At 73.4% G+C, this 22,104-nt stretch carries 17 protein-coding genes; 10 read left to right on the top strand and 7 right to left on the bottom strand.

Going from position 1 to position 22,104, the window contains the following annotated elements:
- Positions 1-148 precede the first annotated feature (148 nt).
- Entirely contained in the window at positions 149-1,765 is a 1,617-nt protein-coding gene (locus AB0M79_RS02350; protein WP_364206987.1) for a glycosyltransferase 87 family protein, read from the top strand.
- A 34-nt stretch (positions 1,766-1,799) separates the two neighbouring features.
- On the opposite strand, the gene AB0M79_RS02345 is transcribed toward AB0M79_RS02350, so the two are convergent.
- From AB0M79_RS02345 to AB0M79_RS02330, 4 genes are read right to left on the bottom strand one after another with little or no spacing between them, the layout of a single operon-like run.
- Positions 1,800-2,429: a response regulator transcription factor gene (locus AB0M79_RS02345; RefSeq protein ID WP_364206985.1), complete on the bottom strand. Its 630-nt coding sequence runs from the start codon at positions 2,427-2,429 to the stop codon at positions 1,800-1,802.
- Positions 2,426-3,709, bottom strand: coding sequence for a sensor histidine kinase (locus AB0M79_RS02340; protein ID WP_364206983.1), 1,284 nt, complete (start codon positions 3,707-3,709; stop codon positions 2,426-2,428). Before AB0M79_RS02340 ends, AB0M79_RS02345 begins: the two co-directional genes overlap by 4 nt.
- A gap of 3 nt (positions 3,710-3,712) precedes the next feature.
- A complete protein-coding gene (locus AB0M79_RS02335) occupies positions 3,713-4,453 on the bottom strand; it encodes an ABC transporter permease (protein ID WP_364206981.1) in 741 nt (246 codons plus the stop codon).
- 9 nt (positions 4,454-4,462) lie between these two features.
- Positions 4,463-5,371, bottom strand: coding sequence for an ABC transporter ATP-binding protein (locus tag AB0M79_RS02330; protein ID WP_364206979.1), 909 nt, complete (start codon positions 5,369-5,371; stop codon positions 4,463-4,465).
- 281 nt (positions 5,372-5,652) lie between these two features.
- Here AB0M79_RS02330 and AB0M79_RS02325 point away from each other — a divergent pair, with 281 nt between their 5' ends.
- Genes AB0M79_RS02325 through AB0M79_RS02315 form a run of 3 tightly spaced genes read left to right on the top strand, consistent with a single transcriptional unit; the run spans position 5,653 to position 8,293 of the window.
- Complete coding sequence (locus tag AB0M79_RS02325) at positions 5,653-6,258, top strand: DedA family protein (RefSeq protein WP_364206977.1); 606 nt, start codon at positions 5,653-5,655, stop codon at positions 6,256-6,258.
- A gap of 25 nt (positions 6,259-6,283) precedes the next feature.
- Positions 6,284-7,048, top strand: coding sequence for a polysaccharide deacetylase family protein (locus tag AB0M79_RS02320; RefSeq protein ID WP_364206975.1), 765 nt, complete (start codon positions 6,284-6,286; stop codon positions 7,046-7,048).
- A 9-nt stretch (positions 7,049-7,057) separates the two neighbouring features.
- Entirely contained in the window at positions 7,058-8,293 is a 1,236-nt protein-coding gene (locus AB0M79_RS02315; RefSeq protein WP_364206973.1) for a UDP-N-acetylglucosamine--LPS N-acetylglucosamine transferase, read from the top strand.
- Positions 8,294-8,308: 15 nt separating this feature from the next.
- Here AB0M79_RS02315 and AB0M79_RS02310 read toward each other — a convergent pair whose 3' ends face one another.
- Positions 8,309-9,490, bottom strand: coding sequence for a divalent metal cation transporter (locus tag AB0M79_RS02310; RefSeq protein WP_364206971.1), 1,182 nt, complete (start codon positions 9,488-9,490; stop codon positions 8,309-8,311).
- A 435-nt stretch (positions 9,491-9,925) separates the two neighbouring features.
- Here AB0M79_RS02310 and AB0M79_RS02305 point away from each other — a divergent pair, with 435 nt between their 5' ends.
- Complete coding sequence (locus AB0M79_RS02305; protein ID WP_364206969.1) at positions 9,926-11,695, top strand: glycoside hydrolase family 15 protein; 1,770 nt, start codon at positions 9,926-9,928, stop codon at positions 11,693-11,695.
- Between the two features lie 10 nt (positions 11,696-11,705).
- On the opposite strand, the gene AB0M79_RS02300 is transcribed toward AB0M79_RS02305, so the two are convergent.
- Together AB0M79_RS02300 and AB0M79_RS02295 are read right to left on the bottom strand one after the other, a co-directional pair.
- Positions 11,706-12,758 carry an enolase C-terminal domain-like protein gene (locus AB0M79_RS02300; protein ID WP_364206967.1) on the bottom strand — a complete coding sequence of 351 codons (1,053 nt, stop codon included), beginning with the start codon at positions 12,756-12,758 and terminating at the stop codon, positions 11,706-11,708.
- Between the two features lie 26 nt (positions 12,759-12,784).
- Positions 12,785-15,877: an FAD-linked oxidase C-terminal domain-containing protein gene (locus AB0M79_RS02295; protein WP_364206965.1), complete on the bottom strand. Its 3,093-nt coding sequence runs from the start codon at positions 15,875-15,877 to the stop codon at positions 12,785-12,787.
- Between the two features lie 241 nt (positions 15,878-16,118).
- Between AB0M79_RS02295 and AB0M79_RS02290 the strand changes: the two genes are divergently transcribed.
- The 5 genes from AB0M79_RS02290 (at position 16,119) to AB0M79_RS02270 (ending at position 22,048) form a co-directional block, all read left to right on the top strand.
- Positions 16,119-16,934 (top strand): type II CAAX endopeptidase family protein, encoded by an 816-nt coding sequence (locus AB0M79_RS02290; RefSeq protein ID WP_364206963.1) that lies wholly within the window; start codon positions 16,119-16,121, stop codon positions 16,932-16,934.
- A 227-nt stretch (positions 16,935-17,161) separates the two neighbouring features.
- Positions 17,162-17,251 carry a K(+)-transporting ATPase subunit F gene (kdpF, locus tag AB0M79_RS02285; RefSeq protein WP_212817665.1) on the top strand — a complete coding sequence of 30 codons (90 nt, stop codon included), beginning with the start codon at positions 17,162-17,164 and terminating at the stop codon, positions 17,249-17,251.
- A complete protein-coding gene (gene kdpA, locus AB0M79_RS02280; protein WP_364206960.1) occupies positions 17,251-18,906 on the top strand; it encodes a potassium-transporting ATPase subunit KdpA in 1,656 nt (551 codons plus the stop codon). Before kdpF ends, kdpA begins: the two co-directional genes overlap by 1 nt.
- 20 nt (positions 18,907-18,926) lie before the next feature.
- Positions 18,927-21,167: a potassium-transporting ATPase subunit KdpB gene (kdpB, locus tag AB0M79_RS02275; RefSeq protein ID WP_364206958.1), complete on the top strand. Its 2,241-nt coding sequence runs from the start codon at positions 18,927-18,929 to the stop codon at positions 21,165-21,167.
- On the top strand, positions 21,167-22,048 hold the full coding sequence (locus AB0M79_RS02270) for a potassium-transporting ATPase subunit C (RefSeq protein ID WP_364206956.1): 882 nt from the start codon (positions 21,167-21,169) through the stop codon (positions 22,046-22,048). The genes kdpB and AB0M79_RS02270 overlap by 1 nt, the downstream gene beginning before the upstream one ends.
- Positions 22,049-22,104: the final 56 nt, after the last annotated feature.

Below are 22,104 nucleotides of genomic sequence, written 5' to 3'. Positions count from 1 at the left end.
CGCCGGGTCGGATACGTCCGCGCCGAACTCGCCCGGTTCGGCCGGGCGGACGCATCCTGACACCACCCACCGCCAAAACCCAACCCGCTCGCGGTGGCGGCACCAAAGCCTGGACTGTGGGCTTGAGCGCTCTTTCTATCCTCAGCGGATGCGAGACCGTCGGGTGATTCTGCTGTGGACCGTGTTCGCACTCGTTGCGGCGGTTTCCATCGGCCTGGTGCTGCGCCGCCCGGACCATCTCTCCGACCTCTACATCTACCGGGGCGCGCTCGCCGACCTGCTCGCCGGCCGGCCACTCTACGAATACGAGGCGGCCAACGGCGGCCCGTTCACCTATCCGCCGTTCGCGGCCCTGGTGCTCTGGCCGGTCGCGGTGCTTTCCGCGCCGGTGCTGGAGGTGACCTGGCTGCTGCTGACGGTCGCCGCCGTGATCGCCGTCGCGGTGCCGGTCGGCCGGGTCCTGGCCACCGCCCCGTCCGGCGCCTCGACGGGGCGGTTCAGCGGGCCGCTGGTCGTCGCGGCGACGGCGACGGTGCTGATGCTCTCCGCGCCGGTGCAGAGCAACCTGCGTTTCGGGCAGGTGAGCATCTTCATCGTGCTGGCGGCCCTGTTGGACGGCATGAGGATCGTCCCCTCCCGGTGGCGCGGGGTGCTGGTCGGGGTGGCCGCCGCGGTGAAACTGACCCCGCTGCTGTTCGTGGCGTACTTCCTCGCCGCCCGCCGCTACCGTGACGCCGCCCGCGCGACGGCGGCCTTCCTGGCCTGCGCGGCGGTCGCCGCCGTGGTGCTGCCGGGGGAGAGTTGGACCTACTGGGCCGGTACGGTGGCGCAGACGTCGCGGATCGGCGACCTGGCCTCGCTGGGCAACCAGTCGGTGCACGGGATGCTGATGCGGATCGGACTGCCCCCGGCCACCCTGCCGTTCGTGTGGGCCGCCCTGGTCGCCGCCATCTGCCTGGTCGCGCTCTGGCGGGCCCGGCAGCTCACCGCCGACGGGCGCCCCGGGCACGCCGCGGTGCTGGTCGGCTGCGCCACGGTGGCCGCCTCGCCGGTCTCCTGGACCCACCACCAGATCTGGCCCGTACTGGCCGGGATGCTTTTGATCGGATCGACCGGTGTGGCCCGGCGGGTCGCCGGGGCCGCCCTGCTGCTGACGATGGTGGTCTCGCTCGGCGTGGCGCTCGGCCCGGTCTCGACCCGACCCGGGGTCCAGTTCCTGCTGGAGAACGCCCGTACGATCGGCGCCTGCGTGCTCTGCCTGGCCGGCTTCGGTGGCGTCGCGGTCGCCGCCTCCCGGGTACGCCGTCACGGGACCGCCGGCCGGGCGTGGCTACGGGTCGGCGTCGCGGCCACCGCCACGCTGGCGTTCTTCGCCGTACAGCCGCTGCCGGCCGGAGCCGATCCGACCTTCAAGGCCTACTCCCTGGCCGAGGTGGCCAATCCCCGCTACTTCTTCGTCTGCCGTGGCGCCGCCGAGTGCGCCGCGTACGGCGGCCCGGAGCCGGTCACCTTCGGCACCGCCGTCGAGCCGACGAAGGTACGCGTCAACGGGGTGGTGTCCGGGCAGGTGGACCGCCTGGAGTACTACTCGGCGCCCGGCGGCGCGCCCAGGGTCATCCCGCTGCTCGCCGCCTACCCCGGCTCCCGCACGTTCTCCTTCCGGGCCGCGACGATGGCCCACGGCCGGCTCGTGGCGTACGCGGCCGACGGCCGGCCCCTCGCCACGTACGACGACGAGTTGGCCGCCGCGTTCGCCCGCCGGTGACCGGACCGCGACGGGTGGGGCGGCCGCCGGCCCGTCAGGCCCGCGGCGTCAGGTAGCCGCGCGAGAACCCCTCGGCCACGGCCGCCGCCCGGTCGTTGACGCCGAGTTTGGCGTACACGTGCAGCAGGTGTGTCTTGACCGTCGCCTCGCTGATGAACAGCCGTTTCGCCGCCTCGCGGTTCGTCGAGCCCCGGGCGATCAGCTCCAGGACCTCCAGTTCGCGCTGGGACAGCGGCTCGGACGCGGGCTGGCGGATCTGTCCCATCAGCCGGGTCGCGACGGCGGGGGAGAGCGCCGCCTGCCCCCGCGCCGCCGCCTCCACCGCGCGGAACAGTTCTTCGCGCGGCGCGTCCTTCAGCAGGTAGCCGGTGGCACCGGCTTCGATGGCCGGCAGGACGTCGCTGTCGGTGTCGTACGTGGTGAGCACCAGCACCCGCGCCGGGACGCCGCGTTTCGCCAGTTCCCTGATGGCGACGACGCCGTCGGTCCTCGGCATCCGCAGGTCCATCAGGATCACGTCGGGTCGCAGCCGCTCGCCGGCCGCGATGGCCTCCGCGCCGTCACCGGCCTCGCCGAGCACCTCGAAGCGCGGGTCGGCGCTGAACATGCTCCGCAGCCCGTCCCGCACCACCGGGTGGTCGTCGACGATCAACAGCGAGATCACGACCGGGCTCCCGCCGGGATGGCGGGTACGGTCGCCGAGATCGCGGTGCCGCCGCCCGGCTCCGACTCGATGTCCAGCCGGCCGGCGAGCCGCTGCACCCGCTGCCGCATACCGGCGAGCCCGAAGCCTCCGGTCGTGGAACCGTTGACCCGCCTGGCGTCCGGCTCGAAACCCACCCCGTCGTCGCGTACGTCCAGCGTCACCAGGTCCTCCATGTACGACAGGGTCAGTCCGACCCGGCTGGCCTTGGCGTGCTTGGCCACGTTGGTCAGTGCCTCCTGCGCGGCCCGCAGCAGCGTCACCTCGACGTCGGCGTGCATCGGCCGGGGGTCGCCGGTGGTCGTCAGCATCGCGTCGATGTGGTGCGCCTCCGACCAGCGCCGGGTCACGTCGCCGATCGCGTCCGGTAGCCGGGCCTCGGCGAGCATCGCCGGTCCGACCGCGTGGACGGTCCGGCGGGCCTCGGTGAGGCTCTCCCGGGCCAGGTTGATCGCGTTCGTGACGTGTCGGCGCGACACCGCGGGCTCGTCCGGTGACTGTTCGGCTGCCTGGAGTTGGGTGATGATGCCGGCGAGCCCCTGGGCCAGGGTGTCGTGGATCTCCCGTGCCATCCGCTGCCGCTCGTCCAGCACCCCGGCCTCGCGCGCCTGGACCAGCAGCTGGGCGTGCAGGCCCGCGTTCTCGGCCATCGCCTCCTCGAGCTTGACGTTGGCCTCGTGCAACTCGACGAGGGCCCGTTGCTGCTGATGGTTGCGCTGGTGACCCATGTCGGCGAAGTGGAAGAACGCCCCGGCCAGCACCATGGTGACCAGCGCGACGACCACCCACTCCCACCACCCGTCGGCGTCGGCGCTGATCCGGTCCAGGCCGCCGACGTACGACACGGCCTGGACCATCGACGTGGCGGCGACGCCGACGTATCGCCAGCGGCCCCGCAGCAGCAGGAAGGCGTGGACGTAGCCGACGAAGGTGAAGATGCCGTACCAGGGCGCCAGCGCCACCAGGCTTCCGCCGAGCACCATCAGGCCCGCGTAGTACAGGCCCATCAGCGGGCCGTCCTGATGCCACTGCGGGCGGGTGTGGAACCAGACCACCCAGATCGTGGTCGCGAGCGTGAGCCCGAGCACCGCCGGAAGGTGCATCTGCGCGCCCCAGATCCGCTGGAGCAGCGTGACGACGGTGCTCGCCGCCAGGAGGAGGTAGGGGAGGACGTTGATGACCGCGTACTCGCGGCGTTCCCACCGGTCGAATTCCTCGCGCAGCTCGGCCTCGATGCTCACGACCTACTCCCAGCGGAAGTACCGGGCGGCCAGCCCGCCGGCCACGATCGCCCATCCCAGCGTGACGGCCACGTGCGGCAGTGACGGCCAGTGACCGGCCGTGGCGTCCTGCAATGATTGCACGCCGGCGCCGAGCGGAGTGAAATCGCTGATGGTGCGCAGCACGTCGTTCATCGCCTCCCGTGGCAGCCACAGGCCGGCGAAGAACATGATCGGGAAGAGCAGCACCGTCCCGGCCGCGCCGGCGCTCCTGCCGCTGGGCGCCAGCGCGGCCACGAGCAGTCCGATGGCGAACATCGCCAGCACACTCAGCAGGTACGCCACCAGGTAGGCGGGTATCTGGCGGGGCAGGTCCACGCCGAACGCCAGCCGGCCGAGGGCCAGCACGACCAGCATCGTGACCACGGACAGGAGCGTGGACATCAGAAGCTGCGCGCCGAGCATCACCGCCGGCCGGACCGGGGTGGTCCGCATCCGCCGCAGGATGCCCTTCTCGCGGTAGGTGGCGAACTGCTGGGGCAGGCCGGTCATCGCGAACATGGTGATGCCCATCGCGACGACGATCGGCGCGTACAGGTCGAGGATCCGCAGCCCGCCGAGGTCGGGGTCGGGCTCCCGGAACGACGGGATCGCGCCGAAGATGACGAGCAGGAGCGGCGGGAACGCGAGCGCGAAGCCCACACTCATCGGCTCGCGGAAGAACAGCCTGGTCTCGGTGGCGGTGAGGCGGAGCAGGGCGGACACGACGTCTCCTCAGTGGTCTGCGGGGCGGCCGGTGAGCGCGACGAACGCGTCGTCGAGCGAGGTCTGCTCGACGCGCAGGTCGGCGGCGACGATCTGGTGGCGGGCGAGCACGGTGGTGACGGCGAGCAGCAGGTTCCCGGTGCCGGTCACGACGAGTTGGCCGCCGGCCCGCTCGACCGAGGTGACCTCGGGCAGCGCGGTCAGCAGCGCGTGGTCCAGCGGCGCGGACGGCCGGAACCGGATCCGCTGCCGGTCGTCGATCTTCGACACCAGCCCGGCCGGGGTGTCGAGGGCGACGAGCCGGCCGGAGTCGATCACGGCGAGCCGGTCGCAGAGCCGCTCCGCCTCCTCCATGAAGTGCGTGACCATCAGGATCGTGACGCCGCGGTCGCGGATGTTCTCGATGAGATCCCACGCGTCCCGGCGGGCCTGCGGGTCGAGGCCGGTGGTGAGTTCGTCGAGGACCGCCACCCTCGGGTTGCCGACCAGCGCGAGCGCGATCGACAGCCGCTGCTTCTGCCCGCCGGACAGCCGGCGGAACTGGGTGCCCAGCTTGTCGGTGAGGCGCAGGATGTCGATCAGCTCCCGCCAGTCGGCGGGGGCGCGGTAGAAGGAGCTGTGCAGCTCCATCGCCTCGCCGACCTTGAGCTTCTCGGGCAGTTCGCTGCGCTGCAGTTGCGCGCCGAGCACCTGCCGCAGTTCGTCGGAGTCCTGTCGCGGATCGATTCCGCAGACCCGGATGGTGCCGCCGTCCGGCGTACGCAGTCCCTCGATGCACTCGACGGTGGTGGTCTTGCCGGCCCCGTTCGGGCCCAGGATGCCGAAGATCTCGCCCTGCTCGACGGCGAAGCCGACCCCGTTCACCGCGGTGTGGTCGCCGTAGCGTTTGACGAGGTTGTCTACCTCGATGATTGCCATGACCGAAGCGTGCCGTCCGGCACCGCGCGCCGAATCGACCGCGTGGCCGGCACCGGCCGGGAACGCGATGGGTGCCGCGGTCAACCGGTTGGTTGATGCGCGGATCGGTGGGGCGGCGTACCGGGCCGGACGGGGCGACCCCCGAGGCGGCCGAATCCGGTCCCCGGCGTGACGTGCGGCGCGTACGTTCGGGGGCGGGAGACCGGCCGTCGGCCGGCCACCACTCGACGCGGAGCCGGGTGCGGAAGACGGGCGGTTGCGACAGAGCTGTGGACCGGGTCATGGCGGCGATCACCGGGCTGCCACCCGTACTGGTGTTGGTGGTGGTGTTCGTCCTGCCCGCGCTGGAGTCCTCGACGTTGCTGGGCGTCGTCGTGCCCGGCGAGATCGCCGTACTCCTCGGCGGCGTGGTGGCCCACGGTGGCCGGCTGCCGCTGTGGGCGGTGCTGGTCGTCGCGGCGGCCGGCGCCGCCGTCGGCGACCAGGTCGGCTACCTGCTCGGGCGCCGCTACGGGCCGGTGCTGCTGGCCCGGGCCCCGGAGCGGATACGCCGCTCGCCGGTGCTGGACCGGGCGCGGGCCCTGATCCGTACCCGGGGCGCGGTGGCGGTGGTGCTGGGCCGCTGGACGGCGGTGCTCCGGACCGTGGTGCCGGCGGTCGCCGGAGCCGGTGGCATGGCGCGGATGCCGTTCACCGTCGCCAACGTGACCGGCGGGCTGCTTTGGGCGGCGGCCGTGAGCGTCCTGGGCTACCTCGGTGCCGCCTCCTACCACTATCTGGAGCGCAGGCTCAGCATCGGTGGCGAGGTGCTGTTCGGCGTCGTCGCCGTGGTCGTGGCGCTGTGGATCTGGCGGCAGCGGGTGGCGACGCGGCGTGCGGCCGACTGATCCGGCCGGCGGTCGCCCCGCACGGATGCCGGCCGGTACGGCCGCCGTCCTGGCCGCCGTCCTGCTGGCGCACGCCGCGCCGTCGCTGGCCGCGATCTCCGCGCTGCGCCGTCGGGCGTTCCCCGACCTGGCCGGCGTCGGTGCGCCCACCGGCATCGCGCTGACCTTCGACGACGGCCCCGACCGCGAATCCACCCCCGCGTTCCTCCGCCTGCTCGCCGAGATGGACGTACGGGCGACGTTCTTCCTGCTCGGCCGGATGCTGGACGCCGACCCCGGGCTGGGGCGCGAGACCGTCGCGCAGGGCCACGAGGTCGCGGTCCACGGGTGGGACCACCGCTGCCTGCTGTGGCGGACCCCGTGGTCGACGTACCGGGAGATCGCCCGGACCAGGGACCGGATCGTCGAGGTGACCGGTGCGGTGCCGCAGTGGTACCGGCCGCCGTACGGGGTGCTGACGGCGGGTGCCCTTTCCGCCTGCCGTCGCCTGGCGCTCCTGCCACGTCTGTGGACCGCCTGGGGGAGGGACTGGGAGGCGGGCCGGAACGCGACGGCGATCCAGCGAACCGTGATCCGGACGCTCGGCGCCGGCGGCACCGTGCTGCTGCACGACTCGGACTGCACCTCGGCGCCGGGATCGTGGCGGGCGACGCTGCGGGCGGTGCCCGGTCTCGTCGAGTGGGCCCGGCCACGTGGGCTCGACGTCGGGCCCCTTCGTCGGCACCACCGGCTCGACCACGGGCCCAAACCCTCCGTGACCGGCTCGACGCCGGGCCGAAACCCTCCGTGACCGGCGGGAATGATCCGGGCGAAGCCGGGTAACCGCGCCGACGTGATGCGGGAGCGGGGTGCGTACCTGGCTCGACCCGCGCCGCCCCGGCTCGCTCCGCGTCCGTGGACCCCGGCCCGCGCCGGCGCGGGGGTCGGCCCCGGCGGCGCCGGGCGCCGGGTCGTGATCGTCTCCGGCGACATCGGCGGCGGGCACGACGCCGCCGCCGACGAACTGGCGGCGCGTCTCGCGGCCCGGGGCGTTCCGGTCGACCGGCTGAACTTCCTGTCGATGCTCTCCCGCCCCGTCCACGCTCTGGTGCGGGAGTCCTACCGCACCATGCTGCGCTGGGCGCCGTGGAGCTACCAGGCGTTGTTCGCCGCGACCGGCGAGTCGGCCTCGTCGGTCAGGCTGATCCGCGGTGTGCTTCGGCCGGCGTGGAGCCGGGTACGGCGCCGGCTGCCCTCCGACACGGGGGTGGTGGTGACGACCTTCCCGTTCGCCAACCAGCTCTTCGGCCCGCTGCGCCGGCGGGGTGGACTCGCCGCGCCGGTGGTCACCTACGTGACGGACTTCGTGGCGCACCCGATCTGGCGCTGCCCCGGCGTGGATGTCTACTGCGTGGTCCACGAGCGGGTGCTCGGCCGGGACCCGGCGGCCGGGGCCGGCGACGTGCGGGTCGTACGCCCGCTCATCTCCGACCGGTTCGGCGTGGGACCGGGGATCAGCCAGGTGAAGGCACGGCAACGGTTCGGGCTACCGGAACACGGCCGGCTCGCGCTGGTCGCCGCCGGGGCGTGGGGCGTCGGCGACGTACGGCGTACCGCCGCGGACGTGCTGGCGACCGGCCGTGCGCTGCCGGTGGTGCTGTGCGGCCGCAACGAATCGCTCTACCGCCGCATGCTCGGCTTTCCCGGGCACGTCCTGGGCTGGGTCGACGACATGCCCACCCTGATGCGGGCGGTGGACGTCGTCGTCGAGAACGCCGGCGGGCTGACCTGCCTGGAGTCGATCGCGTCCGGCCTGCCCACCGTCACCTACCGGCCGCTGCCCGGCCACGGCCGGGCGAGCGCGGCGGTGCTGCGGGGGACCGGACTGACCGCGTACGTCGACTCGGTGAAGCACCTCGGGCCGGCCCTGACCCTGCTGCTCGACGGCGGGGGGACGGCCGCGAAGCTGGCGGCGGGAGCCGAGATGGCGGACGTGGTGTCGGAGGCGGTGTCCCGGCTGCCCGGCGGTCCGCCGGGTCATGGCCGGCCGGGCTGAACACCGGTCGGACACTCACAGCCGCACGAGGTGGAACTGCTGGGCCAGGAACAGCAGCGAGACGGCGGCAGTGCCGGCGGCGACGACCCAGCCGGCGGCGCGCAACCCCCGGCTGATCGGCCGCTCACCGACCAGCCTCGGGTTTCCCGCGCAGAGCACCAGCAGCACCAACCCGAACGGCGTGACGACGCCGGCCACGAGGCTGGCGAGGAACAGCAGCCGGATCGGGCTCACCACACCCATCGCCAGTACGGAACCGACGACGGCCTGTACCGCGATCAGCGCGTAGAAGCCGGGTGCCTGCCGTGGGCTGCAGCTCAGGCCGCGCCGCCAGCCGAACGCGGACGCCGCCGCGTAGCCGCCGGCGGCCATGATGACCGGGGCCGCGATCACCGCGGCGGCGAGCAGCCCCACCGCGAACAACTCACTGGCCAGGGAACCGGCCAGCGGCCGCAGCGCCTGGGCCGCCTGCTGCGCGGTGTCGACCTTCTCGTGGTGGACGCCGAGGGTGGCCCCGCTGGCCACCAGGATGGACCAGCCGATCACGCACGCCAGCGTCGCGCCGACCACGGCGTCGAACTCACGGATCCGCAGGGACTTGCCGGCGGCCTTCTCCTCCACCTGTTCGACCGTCTGCCACAGGTACGTGTACGTCGTCAGCAGGGTCCCCAGGATCGCCAGCGCGCCGGTGACGTGTGTCGCGGTGACGGACATCGGCGGCAGCAGGCTGCCCCGGGCCACCGCCGACCACTCCGGCCGGGCCAGCACCACGGCACCGCCGTAGGCGAGCAGGCCGATCATGATCCACTTCAGGACCCGCTCGACCTCGTCGTACCCGCCGAGGAACAACAAAGTCAGCACCGCGACCGCGAACACCGGAACCAGCCACCGCGACTCCAGCCCGACCAGCAGGCCGATCGCGGCCGCTCCCGCCGCGATGTCGGCGCCCACGGTCACCACGTTGACCACCAGCACGGACACCAGCAGCAACGAACTCACCAGCCGGCCGTAGCCGTCCTGGACCGCCCGCTGGAGGTTGCGCCCGGTCAGCGCGCCGACCCGGGTCGCCAGCACCTGGACCACCGCCAGGGCCGGAATCGCCAACAGCGTCAGCCACGCCAGCCCGTAACCGGAAGCCGCCCCGACCACGACCAGGGTCGCCACCGTCGTCGGGTCGGTGTCCGCCGCGCCCGACACCAGCCCGGGCCCCAGGGCCCGGAACCCGGGCCCTCGCCGCCGTCTCCGGCCACCACCTGCCCACACGGCCCGCGCCCTTCGGCTCCATCCGACGTTCGCCCGACGCCGCCGCCGAGAACCACGGCCCGCCACCGCCCATGACCTCCGGGCGGCGGACGGACGCGGAGTACGAGGTACGGCCGTAGTCTGCCGACGGCCGGAGCGCCCGGTCCGCGAACCTGCACCGAACAGGCCAAAAGCGGTCGGCGTCTGGCGGAACAGCCACCGGGCGGGGGCCACCCCGCCGCTTCCACCGGCGCTCCGGCCCATCCGGCCACCGGCGCCGGGGGACTCCGGCCCGCGTCCCCGTTTCGGTGGTCCGTGCCGGGGAACTCCGGCCAGTCAGACGGTGGCGTGGGCGGCCGGGGATGGCCCGGGCGCGGTGGAGGCTCCGGGATGTCGCACGTTGACGGTGCCGCGAAGGGCGCGACGGCGCCGGCCGTCCTGCGCGATTACGCGTTGCTCGCCGACGGCCACCGGGGTGCCCTGGTGGGGCCGGCGGGTGAGGTGGGCTGGCTCTGCGCGCCCGGATGGTCCGACCCGGCGGTCTTCAGCGCGCTGCTCGGCGGGGCGGGACGATACGTGGTGACCCCGGCGGCGGACCCTTTCGTGTGGGGCGGGTACTACGAGCCGGACTCCCTGATCTGGGTGAGCCGTTGGGTCACCACGGACGGCATCGTCGAGTCCCGGGAGGCACTCGTCTTTCCCGGCGAGGCGGACCGGCTGGTGCTGCTACGCCAGGTCCGCCCGCTGGACCGGCCGACGCGGGTGCGGGTGGCACTGGACCCGCGTGCCGACTTCGGCCGGGAACCGGTCCGTGACGTCGCCCGGCACGGCGACCTGTGGACGGCCCGCACCGGCGGGCTGCACCTGCGGTTCACCGGCGGCGGCGATCTCCACCAGGGGCCCGAGGGCTTCCTCGCCGGTGACCTGGTCGTGCCGGGCGGCGGCCGGCACGACCTCGTGCTGGAACTGTCCACCACTCCGCTCACCGGGACCAGCCCCGAGCCGGGCGAACTGTGGCGTACGACCGAACACCACTGGCGGTCGGTGGTTCCGTCCCTGGCCGGCGCCGCGCAACGGGACGCCACCCTGGCGTACACCGTGTTGCGCGGGATGACGCGCCCCGGCGGTGGCATGGTCGCCGCCGCCACCACCGCGCTGCCCGAGCGGGCGCTGGCCGGCCGCAACTACGACTACCGGTACGCCTGGATCCGGGACCAGTCCTTCGCCGGACAGGCCGCCGCCCTGGTCGGCCGGTACGACGTGCTCGACGACGCCGTCGCCTTCGTCACCGACCGGATCCTCGCCGACGGGGACCGGTTGGCACCGGCGTACACGGTGTGCGGTGGGCCGGTGCCGGGCGAGCGGTCGCTGCCGGAGCTGCCCGGCTATCCGGGCGCCGACGGTCGTACCGGGAACTGGGTCCGCGAGCAGTTCCAGCTCGACGTCTTCGGCGAGGTGCTCATGGTGCTCGCCGCGGCGCACCGCCACGACCGGCTGGACACCGACGCCTACCGGGCCATGCAGGTGGCCGCGGACGTCATCGCCGGCCGCTGGACCGATCCCGACTCCGGCATCTGGGAACTGCCGCCACGCCAGTGGACGCACTCCAAGCTCACCTGCGTGGCGGGACTGCGCGCGGCGGCCCGGTCGGCGACGGCGGAGCTGGCGGGCCGGTGGTCGACGCTGGCCGACCGGGTCCTCGCCGACACCGCGGTGCACGGGCTGTCCCCGCAGGGGCACTGGCAGCGGGCGTACGACGACGGGCGGGTCGACGCGGCACTGCTGCTGCCGGGCATCCGGGGCGCGGTGCCGGCGGGGGACCCGCGCACCGAGCGGACCCGCCAGGCGGTGCTGGGGGAGCTGACGTCGGACGGCTACCTCTACCGGTTCCGGCCCGACCGCCGGCCGCTGGGTGACGCCGAGGGGGCCTTCCTACTCTGCGGGTTCACCGCGGCCCTGGCGGCGTGGCAGGCGGGGGACGTGGTGGACGCCAACCGGTGGTTCGAGCGCAGCCGGGCCGCGTGCGGGCCACCGGGCCTCTACACCGAGGAGTACGACGTGCGGCAGCGGCAGTTGCGCGGCAACCTGCCGCAGGGGTTCGTGCACGCGCTGATGCTGGAGACCGCGGTGACCCTCGGCCAGGTGGACCCGTGCGGCTAGCGGCCGGCGCTCAGGCCACCCGGTATCCCTCGGCCCGCCCGGTGCGGAACTCCAGCCCGGTGCCGGGCCGGTCGAGGACGACGTCGACGCTGCCGCCGGTCGCCGGCCCCGCCCCGTCGAAGAGCATCGACTCGACGCGTACGTGGTCGTGGAACCACTCCAGGTGCCGCAGGTTCGGGGTGGCCGCCGCGACCGCCAGGTGCTGGTGCGGTGCGCAGTGCGCGGAGACCTCCAGGCCGGCCGCCTCGGCGACCGCGGCCGCCCGCAGGAAGCCGGTGATCCCGCCGCAGCGGGTGACGTCGATCTGGAGGCAGTCGACGAACGGCGCCATCCGGTGGAAGTAGACCAGGTCGAAGCCGTACTCGCCGGCGGCCACGTCCGGCCCGACCCGGTCGCGGACCAGCCCGAGACCGGCCAGGTCGTCGGAGCTGACCGGCTCCTCGAACCAGCGCACGTCCAGGTCGGCGGCGGCGCTCGCCACCCGGATCGCCTGCTTGCGCTGGTACGCGCCGTTGGCGTCGACGTACAACTCGGCGTCGTCGCCGATGGTCCGCCGCGCGGCGACCATCCGGGCCAGGTCCCGGGGCACCTCGGTGCCGCACGATCCACCGATCTTGATCTTCACCCGGGGAATCCCGTCCCCGTGCACCCAACCGGCGAGCTGCCGCTGCTGCTGCTCGTCGTCGTACGTGGTGAAACCGCCGCTGCCGTAGACCGGCACCCGCCGGCGGGCGGTGCCGAGCAGCCGGGCCAGCGGCAGGTCGTGCCGGCGCGCCTTGAGGTCCCAGACGGCGCAGTCGGCGGCGGACAGGGCGAGCCCCGCGATCCCGGGCCGGCCGGCGTTGCGCAGGTTCCGGCGCATCGCCGACCAGACCGCCGGCACGTCGTCCGGCTCCAGGTCGGTCAGCGCCGGGTCGAGCAACTCCGGCACCGCGGCCGCGACGGCGGACGGCCCGTACGTCCACCCGGTGCCGGTGTGCCCGTCGGCCTCGGCCCGGACCAGGACGAGGGTGGTGTCGGTCCAGGCCAGGGTGCCGTCCCCGCCCGGGAGGTCCGTCGGCACCCGGTACGCCGTCGCGGACAGCCGGATCACCGTCGCCGCCGGGCGGCGGCCCGTACGACGAGCGCGGCGGCCGGCCCGACGGCGGCGAGCCCGGCGAGCCCGGCGGCCATCCACCCGGCCCGCCGGGACGGCGGCCCGGGCCGGTCGCCCCAGCCGGACTCCGGCGGATCCGGTACGGACCCGTCGTGCAGCCCCGCGCGCAGCAGCTCGGCCAGGTGGATCGGCGACCGGCCACCGGCCGCGCCCTGCTCGACCTGGGTACGGCAGCTGAATCCGTCGGCCAGGATGACGTCGGTGGCGGCGGCGCCCCGGACGGCGGGCAGCAGCACCCGCTCCGCGCACGCCTGGGACACCTCGTAGTGCCCGCGCTCGAAGCCGAAGTTGCCGGCCAGCCCGCAGCAGCCGGAGTCCAGGAGGTCGGCGTCGACGCCGGCCGCGGCCAGCACCGCCCGGTCGGCGGCGGTGCCGAGGATCGCGTGATGATGGCAGTGGGTCTGCACCAGGGCGCGGGCCGGCACCCGCGGCGGCCGCCAGCCCGGGCTGTGGTCGTGCAGCAGCTCGGCGAGGGTGACGGTCTGCTCGCGCAGCCGGGTGAAGTCGTCGTCGCCCGGGAAGAGTTCGTGGGCGTCGCTGCGGAACACCGCGGTGCAGCTCGGCTCCAGGCCGACGACCCGGGTGCCGGCCCGCAGGTACGGGCGCAGCGTGTCCACGGTGCGCCGCAGCACCCGCCGGGCGACCCCGAGTTGCCCGGTGGAGATCCAGGTCAGTCCGCAGCACACCGTACGGCCGGGCACCCGCACCCGCCAGCCGGCCGCCTCCAGCACCTCGACCGCCGCCCGGCCGACGGCGGGGTGGAAGCGGTTGTTGAAGGTGTCCGGCCACAGCACCACCTCGCCGCGCGAGCCGTCCCCGGCCGGCGTACGGCGGGCGAACCAGCGCTGGAACGACTCGGCGGCGAAGACCGGGATGTCCCGGCGCGGGTCGATCCCGCCGGCCAGCTTGGCGAGCCGGCCGAGCCCGGGCGCGTGCGCGGCGGCGTTGACCGCGCGCGGCGCGAGACCGGCGGCGGCCGCCACCACCGGCAGCCAGCCCATCGAGTAGTGCGAGCGGGGCCGCAACCGGCCGGCGTAGTGGTGGGACAGGAACTCCGCCTTGTAGGTGGCCATGTCGACGTTGACCGGGCAGTCGGCCCGGCAGCCCTTGCAGGCCAGGCAGAGGTCGAGGGCGTCGCGGACGGCCGTCGAGCGCCAGCCGTCACCGATCGTGCCGCCGCGGCCCGTGCCGTCGAGCATCTCGAACAGCAGCCGGGCCCGGCCCCGGGTGGAGTGTTCCTCCTCCCGGGTGACCATGTAGGACGGACACATCACCCCGCCCTCGTGGCGCCGGCACTTGCCCACGCCGACGCACCGCAGGACCGCGTCGCCGAACTTCCCGTCGTCGTCGGGGTAGGCGAACATCGTCTCGACCTCGCCGTGGTCGTAGTCGACGCCGAGCCGCAGGTTGCTGTCGAGCGGGTACGGGGGCATGATCTTGCCCGGGTTCATCCGGTCGTCCGGGTCGAAGATCGCCTTGAGCTGGCCGAACGCCCGGGTCAGTCGTTCGCCGTACATCCTGGGCAGCAGTTCGCCACGGGCCTGGCCGTCGCCGTGCTCGCCGGAGAACGACCCGCCGTGCGAGGCGACGAGGTCGGCGGCGCGTTCCAGGAAGGACCGGAACCGCCGTACACCGTCGGCGGAGCGCAGCCGGAACGGGATGCTGGTGTGCACACACCCCTGCCCGAAGTGCCCGTACAGGGAAGCACCCTGGTAGCCGTACTCCTCGAAAAGCCGCTGGAGGCCCCGCAGGTAGGCGCCGAGCCGGTCCGGGGCGACCGCGGAGTCCTCCCAGCCGGGCCAGGTGTGGTCCGAGTCCGGCATCCGCGCGGTGGCGCCCAGCGCCGATTCCCGGACGGCCCACATCCGCTTCTCGTCGACGGGATCGGCGAACTCGTGCACCCGCGGCCCGCCGTCGCGGCGCATCGCGTCGATCAGCCGGTCGGCGGCCGTCCTCGCCTCCTGCGGCGTGTCGGCGCCGAGCTGCACCATCAGCCAGGCACCGCCCTCGGGAAGGTCGTGCAGGGCGCGCGGGTGCAGGTGTTTGCGTCGTTCGAGGTCGACGAGCTTGTCGTCGATCCCCTCCAGGGCGATCGGCCGGTGTTCCAGGACCTGGGGTACGTCGTCGGCGGCGGTGGCGATGTCGGGATAGCTGAGGAACACGATGGCGTTGGCCTTGACCACCGGGACCAGTCTCAGCCGGGCCCGCAGGACGGTGACCAGGGTGCTCTCCGAGCCCACGAGAGCCTGGGCGACGTGGAAGTCCTTCTCCGGCAGGAGGCTGTCGAGGTTGTAACCGGAGACCCGGCGGGGGATGTGCGGATAGCGGGCCCGGATGTCGGCCCCGTACTCGTCGCACAGTGCGCGCAGTTGCCGGTAGATCTCCGCCTTCCGGCCGCCGTCGCGCTGGATGCGGTCGTACTCCGCGTCACCGGTCGCGCCGACCCACATCCGGGTGCCGTCGTAGAGCAGCACCTCCAGTTCGACGACGTTGTCGACCACCTTCCCCGTGCGCTGCGCGGTCGAGCCGCACGAGTTGTTGCCGATCATGCCGCCGATGGTGCAGTGGTCGTGCGTCGCCGGGCGCGGCCCGTACTCCAGGCCGGTCGGCCGCAGCCGGGCGTTGAGCTGGTCGAGCACGATGCCCGGCTCCACCAGGCAGGTCCGGGTGTCGGTGTCGACCTCGAGCACCCGGTGGCAGTACTTCGACCAGTCCAGCACCACGGCCGTGTTGGTGGACTGTCCGGCCAGGCCGGTGCCGCCGCCCCGGGAGACCAGCGGCGCGTGGTGCCGGCGGCAGACGGCGACCGCCGCCACCGCCGCCTCGACGGTGCGGGGTACGACGACCCCGAGCGGCACCTGCCGGTAGTTGGAGGCGTCGGTCGAGTACGCGGCGCGCGAGCCGGCGTCGAAGCGCACCTCGCCGTCGACCTCGGCGCGCAGGTCGGCCGCGAGCGCGGTCAGGTCGACGTCCCGGGCCGGGCCGGGCGGGCGCAGGACCGGGCTGGGCAGCGGCTGCGGGCTCACGGTCGGCACCCGCTGGTCGTGTCGCCGGTGGCGGTCATCCACCGGTGCGGGGGAGTGCTGCCCACCGTCGCGTCACCGAGCCTGTCCAGGTCCACCACGCCGACCGCCCTCTCCGTCACCGGTGCCGCGTCGTACCCGCCCACCGGCCGGTGAAACGGCCTGCTCTCGGCCGGAACGCGCGGTCGGCCCGCCATCCGTGAAGCTCGCGGTCAAGGGCGCCAAACGCTAATACCCTGCGGTTATGGCTACCCGCGGGCCCGCGCGGCGCGAACCCGTCCGGCCGGCCGGGGGGCGACGCCTGTCCGTCCTCGCCTTCGTCGGCCTGGTCGTCGCCTACCTGATCGTGTTGCACGGGCTGGCGCTGACCCTGACCAGTGGCCTGGTGACCAGGTACGCGGCGCCCGGGACGCTGAACGAGATGTGGCGCGGCATCACGCTGCCGGAGGCGGTCTCGGTCGTCCTGGTGGTGGCGGTCGTCTCGTGGCTGCGCTGGTGGCCGCCGGTCCTGCGGGACGACCGTCCGGTCCAGCGCTGGGTCGTGGTCGTGCCCATCGGCATGGCGGCCTGCGCCGTCGTCGTGACCGACTACGCCGCCCTCGCCGGCAAGGGCGCCGCCTTCACCCTGACGCTCCTGCTCTCCGCGGCGCTGATCGGCGTCGGCGAGGAACTGATGTTCCGCGGGCTGGGCGTGACCGTCTTTCGCGCCAACGGCTTCCGGGAGGGAATGGTCGCCCTGTGGTCCACGGTCATCTTCGCCGTGGCCCATACCGCCAACCTGCTCACCGAGGGCGCCGGAGCCTTCGTCCAGGTCCTGACGACCATGGTCGCCGGCTACTTCCTCTACCTGATCCGGCGCCGGTCCGGCGGCATCGCCGTGCCGGCCGTCATCCACGCCGTGTGGGACTTCTCCCTCATCTCGGGCCAGGTGAATCCGGACCGGCCCTACCCGCTCTCGCTCCTGGCCATCGTCACCATGGTGGTCCTGGCGATCGTCGTGTTCGTACGCCGGCACCACATCGAACCGACCCCGGTTCCGGGACCCGGCCGGGTCCGGTAACCGGACGGCGCCGTGAAAACGGCGTCAAGAAACGGCTCCCGGGCGTCATCGTCGCGTTATGGCCCCTGTCCACCCGATCGCGGGCGGCGTATTCGTTGTCACGCGGCCCGAAACGGGCGCGAAAAGGGTTCGGTCAAAGGAGTCAGCGTGTCCGACGTGGTGTTCGTGCTGTTGACGGTGGGGCTGTTCGCAGCCTTGGACCTCGTGGTGCGGGGCGTGGAGAAACTGTGAGCGTCGTCAACTCCGTCGGCCTGGTGCTGGCGATCGGACTGGCGGTGTTCCTGGTCGCCGCACTGCTCTTTCCGGAGCGTTTCTGATGACCACGACAACGGCCGGCGTCATTTTCGTGGTGTCGTTGGCGGTGGCCCTGGTCCTCGCCTACCGCCCGGTCGGCGACCACCTCCACCGCGCGGTGTCCGGCACCCGGCACTCTCGCGTCGAGCGGGGCCTCTACCGCCTGGTCGGGGTCGACGCGACGGCCGGACAGACGTGGGGCGTGTACGCCCGTGGCCTGCTGGCGTTCTCCGCCGTGTCGATCCTGTTCCTGTACGCGTTCCAGCGCCTGCAGGACCACCTGTGGCTGTCGCTGGGCTTCGACCCCGTCGTACCGCACGGGGCGTGGAACACCGCGGTGTCGTTCGTGACCAACACCAACTGGCAGTGGTACTCGGGCGAGTCGACGATGGGCCATCTGGTGCAGATGGCCGGCCTGGCGGTGCAGAACTTCCTCTCCGCCGCCGTCGGGATGGCGGTCGCGGTCGCCCTGCTGCGCGGGTTCGCCGGTGGCCGTACCGGCGAACTCGGCAACTTCTGGGTCGACCTGACCCGGATCACCCTGCGCGTCCTGCTGCCGGTCTCGGTCGTCGGCGCGCTGGCGCTGATGCTCGGCGGCGTGGTGCAGAACCTGTCCGCCGGCACCGAGGTGACCACCCTGACCGGCGGCACCCAGCTCGTCCCCGGTGGCCCGGTCGCCGGCCAGGAGGTCATCAAGGAACTGGGCACCAACGGCGGCGGCTTCTACAACGCGAACAGCGCCCACCCGTTCGAGAACCCGACCACCTGGACCAACTGGCTGCAGATCTTCCTGATCCTGCTGATCCCGTTCAGCCTGCCCCGGGTCTTCGGCCGCATGGTCGGCCAGCACCGGCAGGGCTACGCGATCGCGGCCGTCATGGCGATCCTCGCGTTGGCCAGCGTCACGCTGACCAACGTCTTCGAACTGACCGGGCACGGCACGGTGCCGCAGGCGGTCGGGGCGGCGCTGGAGGGCAAGGAGACCCGGTTCGGGATCTCGAACTCGGCGACCTTCGCCGCCGCGACCACTCTGACGTCGACCGGCGCGGTGAACTCGTTCCACGACTCGTACACCGCGCTGGGTGGCATGGTCCCGCTGGTCAACATGATGCTCGGCGAGGTCGCGCCCGGCGGCGTGGGTGCCGGCCTGTACGGCATCCTCGTCCTCGCGGTGATCACCGTGTTCGTCGCCGGCCTGATGGTCGGCCGCACCCCCGAGTACGTCGGCAAGAAGATCGGCGCGCGGGAGGTCAAGCTCGCCTCGCTCTACTTCCTCGTCACCCCGGCCCTGGTCCTCGCCGGCACCGCCGCCGCCTTCGCCACCGGCAACGCCTCGACGGCACTCAACGTCGGCCCGCACGCGCTGTCCGAGGTGCTCTACGCCTTCACCTCGGCGAGCAACAACAACGGCTCCGCGTTCGCCGGCATCACCGTGAACACGCCGTGGTGGAACACCGCCCTCGGCCTGTGCATGCTTCTCGGCCGGTTCCTGCCGATCATCCTCGTGCTGGCGCTGGCCGGCTCGCTGGCCGGCCAGCGGCCGGTCCCGGCCTCCGCGGGCACCCTGCCGACCCACCGGCCGCTGTTCGTCGGGATGGTCGCCGGGGTCACGGTGATCCTCGTGGCGCTGACCTTCCTGCCCGCCCTCGCGCTCGGCCCGCTGGCCGAAGGGCTGTGACCATCGTGAGAGGAACGGCCATGACCACGACCACGCCGGCGCCGCCCGGCGCCGGTACCACCGCTACCGCCGGCGCACCGGTCGCCCGGGGCCGGGTCGGCGGTGGCCTGCTCGACCCCGGGCAGTTGATCCGGTCGCTTCCCGACGCGCTGCGCAAGCTCGACCCGCGCACCCTGTGGCGCAACCCGGTGATGCTCGTCGTCGAGGTCGGCGCGCTGTTCACCACCGTCCTCGCCGGCACCGACCCGTCGGTGTTCGCCTGGGCGGTCACCGGCTGGCTGTGGCTGACCGTCGTCTTCGCCAACCTCGCCGAGGCCGTCGCCGAGGGGCGCGGCAAGGCCCAGGCGGCGACCCTGCGGCGGGCGAAGAAGGACACCGTCGCCACCCGCCTGGTCGGCTGGCGGCCGGGCCAGCCGGCGAGCCGCCACCGCGAGGAGACGGTGCCCGCACCCGAGCTCCAGCGGGGCGACATCGTCCTGGTCGAGGCGGGGGAGATCATCCCCGGCGACGGCGACGTGGTGGAGGGCATCGCCAGCGTCGACGAGTCCGCCATCACCGGCGAGTCCGCACCCGTGATCCGCGAGTCCGGCGGTGATCGCAGCGCGGTGACCGGAGGCACCCGGGTGCTGTCCGACCGGATCGTCGTCAAGATCACCCAGAAGACCGGGGAGAGCTTCATCGACCGGATGATCGCCCTGGTCGAGGGCGCCGACCGGCAGAAGACCCCGAACGAGATCGCGCTGAACATCCTGCTGGCCGCGCTCACCGTCATCTTCCTGCTGGCCGTGGTCACCCTCCAGCCACTGGCGATCTTCGCCAAGGGCCACCAGGCCGCCGCCCCCGACACCCCGGCGATCACCGACGGCGGTGTCACCGGCATCGTGCTGGTCGCGCTGCTGGTCTGCCTCATCCCGACCACCATCGGGGCGCTGCTGTCGGCGATCGGCATCGCCGGCATGGACCGCCTCGTCCAGCACAACGTGCTGGCGATGAGCGGCCGTGCCGTCGAGGCCGCCGGCGACGTCGACACCCTGCTGCTGGACAAGACCGGCACGATCACCCTCGGCAACCGGCAGGCCGCCGAGTTCCTGCCGGTCGGCGGCGTCGACGCGGCGACCGTCGCCGACGCGGCACAGCTGTCCAGCCTGGCCGACGAGACCCCGGAGGGCCGGTCGGTGGTGCTGCTGGCCGGGACCGCCTTCGGGGTGCGCGCCCGGGAACCCGGCCTCATGCCGCGGGCCACCTTCGTACCGTTCACCGCCCAGACCCGGATGAGCGGCGTCGACCTCGCCGCTGGCGGCGGTGTCGACACCGGCGGCGGCCTCGACATCGGCGGCGGTGTCGACATCGGCGGCGGCAAGAGCCGCCGGATCCGCAAGGGCGCCGCCGCCGCGGTGATGAAGTGGGTACGCGACAACGGCGGCCACCCGACCGGCGAGGTCGGCGACCTCGCCGAGGCCATCAGCGGCACCGGCGGCACCCCGCTGGTCGTCGCCGAACACGTCGACGGCGAGCCGGCCCGGGCGCTCGGCGTGATCCACCTCAAGGACGTGGTCAAGGCCGGCATGCGGGACCGGTTCGCCGAGATGCGCCGGATGGGCATCCGCACCGTCATGGTCACCGGCGACAACCCCCGTACGGCGAAGGCGATCGCCGACGAGGCCGGCGTCGACGACTTCCTCGCCGAGGCGACCCCGGAGGACAAGCTCGCCCTGATCCGCCGGGAACAGGAGGGCGGGCGGCTGGTCGCGATGACCGGCGACGGCACCAACGACGCCCCCGCCCTGGCCCGCGCCGACGTCGGCGTGGCGATGAACACCGGTACGTCGGCCGCGAAGGAGGCCGGCAACATGGTCGACCTCGACTCCGACCCGACCAAGCTCATCGAGATCGTCGAGATCGGCAAGCAACTGCTGATAACCCGAGGTGCGTTGACCACCTTCTCGATCGCCAACGACGTCGCGAAGTACTTCGCGATCATCCCGGCGATGTTCGCCGGCATCTACCCGAGCCTGGACGCGCTCAACATCATGCGACTGGCCGGCCCCGAGTCGGCGATCCTGTCCGCGGTGATCTTCAACGCGGTCGTGATCGTCGCCCTGGTCCCGCTCGCCCTGCGCGGCGTACGGTACCGGCCGGCCAGCGCATCCGAACTGCTGCGCCGCAACCTCTGGCGGTACGGCCTCGGCGGACTCGTCGCGCCGTTCGCCGGCATCAAACTCATCGACCTGATCGTCCAGTCCATCCCGGGGATCTCGTGATGCGCCTTCCCAACTGGCTCGCCCGGCACCTGGCCGCCCTCCGGGCTGTCCTGGTCCTCACCGTCCTACTCGGCCTGGCCTACCCGCTGGCCCTGGTCGCCGTCGGCCGGCTCCCCGGCCTAGCCGACCGGGCCGACGGGTCGCTGATCAGCGCGGGCGGGCGGACCATCGGCAGCGCGCTGATCGGGCAGTCGTTCACCGACACCGACGGCGACCCCGTCCCGCGCTACTTCCAGTCCCGTCCCTCGGCGGCCGGCGACGGCTACGACCCGACCGCCACCGCCGCCAGCAACCTCGGCCCGGAAAGCGTGGTCGACACCATCGCCACCGACCCCGCGGTCTCCGGTCGCAGCCTGCTCACCCAGGTCTGCGCCCGCAGCCTGGCCGTCGCGGAACTCGACGGCGTCGACGGGCGGCGGCCGTACTGCACCACCGACGGCGTCGGCGCCGTGCTGGCCGTCTTCCGCGCCGACGGGTTCACCGGACCGGTCGTCCGGGTCGTCAGCGTCAACCAGGTCGCGCCCGCCACCCCGTTCCTGGCCAGCTACGAAGGGGTGCCGGTCGAGCTGGCCCGGCCGGGCCACGACTACGTCGCCGAAGGCGGCGTCGTCACCCCGGTCCGCGGCGACGCACCCGACGAGCCGGCCGTACCCGCCGACGCCGTCACCGCCAGCGGCAGTGGCCTCGACCCGCACATCTCGCCCGCGTACGCCGAGATCCAGGTGGCCCGGGTCGCGCGGGAACGCGGCGTCGACCCGGCGCGGATCCGGCGCCTGGTCGACGAGCACACGCGGGGGCGGGGACTCGGCTTCCTGGGCGAGCCGGTGGTCGACGTGCTGCGCCTCAACCTCGCCCTCGACCGGCGGTATCCCGCACCCTGACCGGCGCCGCCGGGTGGGCCGCCGGCCCGTGTACAGCCTGGCGGCGTGGGTCCGGT

The organism is Polymorphospora sp. NPDC051019 (assembly GCF_040683055.1).
Taxonomy (GTDB): Bacteria; Actinomycetota; Actinomycetes; order Mycobacteriales; family Micromonosporaceae; genus Polymorphospora; species Polymorphospora lycopeni.
This window is presented reverse-complemented; position numbering and strand designations above follow the sequence as displayed.

Bases quoted from the DNA above. Each gene is read 5' to 3' on its own strand.
- AB0M79_RS02350 (WP_364206987.1), top strand. From the start codon at position 149: ATGCGAGACCGTCGGGTGATTCTGCTGTGGACCGTGTTCGCACTCGTT.
- AB0M79_RS02330 (WP_364206979.1), bottom strand. From the start codon at position 5,371: ATGGCAATCATCGAGGTAGACAACCTCGTCAAACGCTACGGCGACCAC.
- AB0M79_RS02325 (WP_364206977.1), top strand. From the start codon at position 5,653: ATGGCGGCGATCACCGGGCTGCCACCCGTACTGGTGTTGGTGGTGGTG.
- AB0M79_RS02320 (WP_364206975.1), top strand. From the start codon at position 6,284: ATGCCGGCCGGTACGGCCGCCGTCCTGGCCGCCGTCCTGCTGGCGCAC.
- AB0M79_RS02315 (WP_364206973.1), top strand. From the start codon at position 7,058: ATGATCCGGGCGAAGCCGGGTAACCGCGCCGACGTGATGCGGGAGCGG.
- AB0M79_RS02305 (WP_364206969.1), top strand. From the start codon at position 9,926: ATGTCGCACGTTGACGGTGCCGCGAAGGGCGCGACGGCGCCGGCCGTC.
- AB0M79_RS02290 (WP_364206963.1), top strand. From the start codon at position 16,119: ATGGCTACCCGCGGGCCCGCGCGGCGCGAACCCGTCCGGCCGGCCGGG.
- kdpA (WP_364206960.1), top strand. From the start codon at position 17,251: ATGACCACGACAACGGCCGGCGTCATTTTCGTGGTGTCGTTGGCGGTG.
- kdpB (WP_364206958.1), top strand. From the start codon at position 18,927: ATGACCACGACCACGCCGGCGCCGCCCGGCGCCGGTACCACCGCTACC.
- AB0M79_RS02270 (WP_364206956.1), top strand. From the start codon at position 21,167: ATGCGCCTTCCCAACTGGCTCGCCCGGCACCTGGCCGCCCTCCGGGCT.